This is a genomic window from Gorillibacterium massiliense (assembly GCF_000455485.1).
Classification (GTDB): domain Bacteria; phylum Bacillota; class Bacilli; order Paenibacillales; family NBRC-103111; genus Gorillibacterium; species Gorillibacterium massiliense.
The window spans coordinates 1-5395 of sequence record NZ_CBQR020000134.1 but is presented as its reverse complement, the minus strand read 5'-3'; the positions used below and the strand labels follow the sequence as shown (position 1 = coordinate 5395).

Here is a 5395-nt window from a genome sequence, read left to right as displayed (position 1 = left end):
CCCCGGCGCCGATGCGGCTGCCATAGCGCCGCATGCTTTGGCCGCGCTGGCCGCCGCGGCCCTCATCGGAGGAATCGGCGGCGCCTTCGCCGATTCCTTCCTGGGCGCCACGCTGCAGCGCATGTACCGCTGCAGCCGGTGCGGCCGCTTGCTGGAGCGGCCGCAGCATTGCGGCCTCCCCGCGGACTTCGCCCGCGGGCTGCCCTGGATGAACAACGACGTCGTCAACGTCGTCAGTTCTCTCCTGGGCGGAGCGGCCGCCATTCTCGTTTACGCCCTGCTTACCTAACGCTGGCGTAAACCCTGGCGCACTCAACCTCCGTTCGTGAAAGGGCTGATCTCGTGCTTGCGCGCAACAAAGGGCGGATCGCCGCCGCCGCGCTGATCGTCATCACCGCAGTTTATATTGCCGTTTGGTTTATCGGCAACAGTTTATCTTATCAACTTTATAAACAGGGATTTTCCAAAAACGACATCATTCACGAAGAGGGCTACTCATTTTACGATCCGTCGAACCGTTTGACGAAAATCATGCTTCTTGCCGATAAACATAAGCTCGCCCTGTTTGAGGTGGAAAAACGACCCATATGGGGCTGGAAAGTCCAGCCGGCCTATCTCGTGCTTCACGACCCGAAGGATGGAGAATACACGTATTTGCTTGGAACTAACATAAAAATATCCTGGGGCACTTTCGCCCATGAGTACCATCTGTTTCTCGCCCGTTATGTCGATACCATTACGCCGGAATACAGCCACACAAGGCCGCCTGTTATTACGGGCAATGAACATATGTATTTGAATACGGTATACATGGTGGCCAACGGCCGGACACTTCTGTTTGCCCATGCCATGAGCAATGACCCGGACAATGGGCCGGATTTCAACCAGATCACGCAGTATATCGACAGCAAACTCGCGCCTTAAGTCAGCGCGCACCCATATGAAAAGACGCAATACCCGGAATGCCGCGGGATTGCGTCTTTTTTTACTGTGAAATCACATGTTTTCTTTACTCCGGGATCGTCAAGCTTCCCGTCTGCCGCAAATCCTTCAATGCGTTCGCTCGGATTTCCCGGTCGGACAGCGTGTACAACTGATCACCGATATAGAGGATGCGCCGAATTTCGGCTGTGTTTTCGTATTCGTAATCGCCTGCTTTGTCCACTTCCTCCTGGGTTAAGTGGGTTATCGTACCTTGCAGGTGGAAGCCGGTTTGCAAGTCTACATGATAAACATAGGCACCCTGGAAGGCAAAGCTGCCGTAGGCCGTTACCTGTTGCAGGTTCGTTTCATCATCGACCTGCGAAGACGAATGCGGTATTTTCATCAAGGTCACGGGGAATGCCATAAGGTTCTTATCCTTGTTAAACAATAGAGCTTTATGGTCATACAGCAGCTCGGAATCGGTTCCCCGGTCGCCGATGATTTCCTTGAACAGCTCTTTGGGGTGCTCCACATCGGAGACGTCGAACATGGCGACTTTCAGCCCTTGGTAATAAGCCATTGTGTTCCCAGAGTCGCTGTTTCCATCCAGGGAAGCGACTTCGGTATCCTTGCCGAAACCGATCAGATGGGTTTCGTCGTAGGGATGCAAATAATCGCTGTAGCCGGGGATTTTCAGCTTGCCCAGCACTTTCGGAGAGCTTGGCGTCGAAAGGTCCAGCACGAATAACGGGTCGACTTGGCGGAAGGTGACCACATAGGCGCGGTTGCCCATGAAGCGCACGGAGTAGATTTTTTCTCCCGGTGCCAGACCTTCAAGTTTGCCACTTTGGTTCATGGAGCCATCCAGCACATAAACATTGTTTTTGGACGAACTCGCTCCGCTTTCCCATACATTGCCGGTGGTGGTGGCGATGCGGAAATTCCCATCATATTCATCCATGGAAAATTGATTGAGAATCGTCCCCGGTACTGAACCTTTTCCCGTATAGGAGGTTGTACCATCCTCCAAGGAGAAACGATATACATCCGTTGTTTCGTCCGGGTGCTGGATCAACATGGTGTCACTTTGCTCTTCGTTTATTGGAGAATGGTTGTAGTTGATGATGCCGCAGGCCACATAAAGATTTTCCGTCGAAGCAAAGACATTGTTCCCACCGCCCAGAAACGTGTTGACGGATGCCGGTCGGCCGTCTTGTTCCAGGTTGAAACCGGCTACGGTCAAATAGTTGTTCGGGGGAGAAGCGGGAAAGTAGCGGATCTGCGAAAAAGGAACCGTTACCGGCTCGCCGCCAGACTTTGCCGTATCCCGGTATTGCGGCAACTCAGGCAGCAATTGATCATTAACTGCCGCATAAATATTAAGTAACCGGTTGGAGACGAGGTACACGGCGGAGCTGATTTTACGGCTGGACAAATAGCTTCCTTCAAGTTCGACTTGCCGTGTCAGTTTAGGCGATTTTTTTTGGCTGATGTCATACGTGAGGGCGACGGTGCGGGTCGGCTGCATGATGATGTTCCGCTTGCTTCTAGAGAGCATAGAGCCTACGTCATACTGTCCTTGGGCGATGACGATAAGATGATTGCCGTCGACGTAGAGCTCTAGAGGATGGAGCGCTTTATCCAGACGGATGAAACTCGCCAGTTCCGGTTTGTTTGCCGGGAATGTACGGACAATGGCGATGCGCTCCCGGTTTACTTGATAAATGTAGGAGCCATCGGTCTTGACAATGTCCGCTTCATCGACTCCTTGAACTTGAACGTTTGTCTGAGAAAAATCGCCTGACGTAGCAGCCCCGCCCATTCCCGTCTCCGCCGCTGTAGCACTGGTATCACTCTTGGCGTCGGAAACCTCCATTACTCCATTGCGGATGTAGCCGAGCATGGCGCCATTATTCCCGAAAGCTTGCTTGATCAGCTTGACGAGATTATCCGAGCTGCCGACAACAGGCAACGGCTCGGGCTGCTTTTTAACCGGTTCGCTTTGGATCGTTGAAGAATGTGCGTTGGGCGATGCGGATGCCGTTGCAACCGGTCTCGTGTCGGCTTGAGGCTTCGAGCTTCCGCTGTTTCCGGACATAATCGTCAGAATAGCCGCCATTAGAAGAGGAATTACTTTCCATACATTCATTGCGAACATCCTTTCCATTACCATCGTTAGCCTTCTGACGAAGAGGATGAAAGAAAGGTTGCTATAAACTTCCAACCATTACCCTCGCTATGTGTCTAGCCAAATCTGGACTTTACGAGAGCTTAGGTGTATGCTAGTTTTATAACCAGGTACTAATACCTGATACTAATGTTGAAAGGGTTGGGATGCATGATCCAGAAGCAACTGCCGCTAATCTCTGATGCCGTCATTACGGCTTTCGGCGCTTACGTGCCGGAACGGGTATTGACGAACGCTGATTTGGAACAGATGGTGGAGACGAATGACCAATGGATATTCCAACGAACCGGAATCAAGGAGCGGAGGATCGCAGCCGAAAACGAGTATTGCAGCGACATGATCTTTGGAGCGGTAAGGGACATGCAGCGGCGCTATCGGGTCGATCTTGATGACATCGATTATATTCTTGTGGCGACAACCACCCCGGATGCCGTCTTCCCCAGCATGGCTGCACGGGTACAGGCGGAATTCGGCATCCGCGCTTGCGGAGCAACGGATGTGCAGGCGACCTGTGCCGGTTTCGTCTCAGCGCTGCAACTGGCAAACGGCTTAGTGCTCACCGGCGCTTACCGAAAAATTTTGGTCGTAGGTGCGGAAACCCTCTCCAAAGCGACGGATTATAGCGACCGCTCCACCTGCATTCTATTTGGGGACGGTGCCGGGGTCATGCTGGTGGAAAAGGGGGAAGCGGGGGCATTTCTTGCTTCCTATAATCAAACCGACGGCCGCAACGGGCATCATCTGTACCGTTCAGCTTTGGCTCCGGCCATCAATGGGGTTTCCATCGAGCAGAATGGAAAGATCGTGCAAAACGGGCGGGAGGTGTACCGCTGGGCCGTGACGGCCGTTCCCAAAGGGATCAAAGCCCTCATGGATAAGGCGGGCATGTCGGTGAACGAAATCGATTGGTTTGTCCCGCATAGCGCCAATATGCGCATAGTCGAGTCCATCTGCGAAAAGACCGGCATTCCGCTGGATCGAACCTTAACCAGCATGCGGGAGTACGGCAATACCTCCGCCGCATCGATTCCGTTAGCCCTTGATCTTGCTCTGAAAAACAACCGCATTTCCACTGGAGACTTGCTTCTTCTGTATGGCTTTGGCGGAGGATTAACAGAAGCGGCGCTGCTTGTGCGTTGGACGCTGTGACGAAAGCTATGGTCAATCGTTAGGATGCCATTTCATAACTTTGAAACAAGAACATCCCCTCCAGCACATTCCTGGAGGGGATGTTTTTTACCGTATACTCTTACTTGGTCAGGTCTTCCATCTGCTCGATCAGGTTTTTGAACACTTCCATACCTTGTTTGATTGGCTCTGGGGTGGACATATCCACGCCTGCCTTCTTCAAGATATTGATGGAGAAATCGCTGCCGCCGCTCTTTAGGAAGCCCAGGTAACGGTCAACAGCAGGCTGGCGTTCGTCCAGAATTTGTTTGGAGAAGCTTGTGGCTGCAGAAAAGCCTGTAGCGTATTTGTAGACGTAAAAGCTGGTATAGAAGTGAGGAATCCGCTCCCACTCCAGTTCGATCTCCTTGTCGACGGTCATGTTGTCGCCGTGGTAGAGCTTGTTCAAGTCGTAATAGATTTTGCTGAAGTCTTGAGGCGTGAGGGACTCACCGGCTTCCATCCGTTCGTGGGTGATCTTCTCGAATTCGGCGAACATCGTTTGCCGGAACACGGTGGTGCGGAATTGGTCGGCGTAATAGGTAAGCAGGTACATTTTCGCCTTGGGATCGTCGGTTTTCTTCAGCAGGTAATCCATCAACAGCGCTTCGTTCAAGGTAGACGCCACTTCCGCCAAGAAAATGGTGTATTGGGAGTTACGGTAATCCTGGGCTTCATCGGACAAGTACGAGTGCATGGCGTGGCCCATTTCATGGGCGAGGGTGAACATGCTGTTCAAGTTGTCCTTGTGGTTCAACATGACGTAGGGATGGGTGCCGTATGCACCCCAACTGAAGGCGCCGCTGCGCTTGCCTTCGTTTTCGTACACGTCGATCCAGCGGGTTTCGAAGCTATTTTCCAGCACCTTCAAATAGTCTTCACCCAAAGGCTTGAGGGCTTCCAATACCAGCTTCTTGGCTTCCACGTAATCGATATCCCACTTGAACTCCTCCACCAGCGGGGCGAACAGGTCGTACATATGCAGTTCGTCTACCTTCAGCAATTTTTTGCGCAGCTCCATGTAGCGGTGCAGAAGCGGAAGGGATTCATGAACCGTATCGATCAGGTTGGTGTAGACATCCGTTGGGATATTGTCGCCAGAGAGCGACATTTCCA

5 protein-coding genes are annotated in these 5395 nt (G+C 52.4%); 3 read left to right on the top strand and 2 right to left on the bottom strand.

The window, feature by feature from the left end; genetic code table 11:
- Positions 1–37 precede the first annotated feature (37 nt).
- Positions 38–289: a DUF92 domain-containing protein gene (locus tag TJ79_RS17575; RefSeq protein WP_238323055.1), complete on the top strand. Its 252-nt coding sequence runs from the start codon at positions 38–40 to the stop codon at positions 287–289.
- 53 nt (positions 290–342) lie between these two features.
- Complete coding sequence (locus TJ79_RS17570) at positions 343–924, top strand: hypothetical protein (protein WP_040951656.1); 582 nt, start codon at positions 343–345, stop codon at positions 922–924.
- Between the two features lie 85 nt (positions 925–1009).
- On the opposite strand, the gene TJ79_RS17565 is transcribed toward TJ79_RS17570, so the two are convergent.
- A complete protein-coding gene (locus TJ79_RS17565; protein ID WP_162162971.1) occupies positions 1010–3073 on the bottom strand; it encodes a beta-propeller domain-containing protein in 2064 nt (687 codons plus the stop codon).
- Positions 3074–3262: 189 nt separating this feature from the next.
- On the opposite strand from TJ79_RS17565, the gene TJ79_RS17560 reads away from it, so the two are divergent.
- Complete coding sequence (locus TJ79_RS17560) at positions 3263–4261, top strand: ketoacyl-ACP synthase III (protein ID WP_040951655.1); 999 nt, start codon at positions 3263–3265, stop codon at positions 4259–4261.
- A gap of 100 nt (positions 4262–4361) precedes the next feature.
- Here the strand turns inward: TJ79_RS17560 and TJ79_RS17555 are convergent.
- On the bottom strand, positions 4362–5395 hold a 1034-nt coding region (locus TJ79_RS17555; protein ID WP_040951654.1), incomplete at its 5' end, for a M3 family oligoendopeptidase.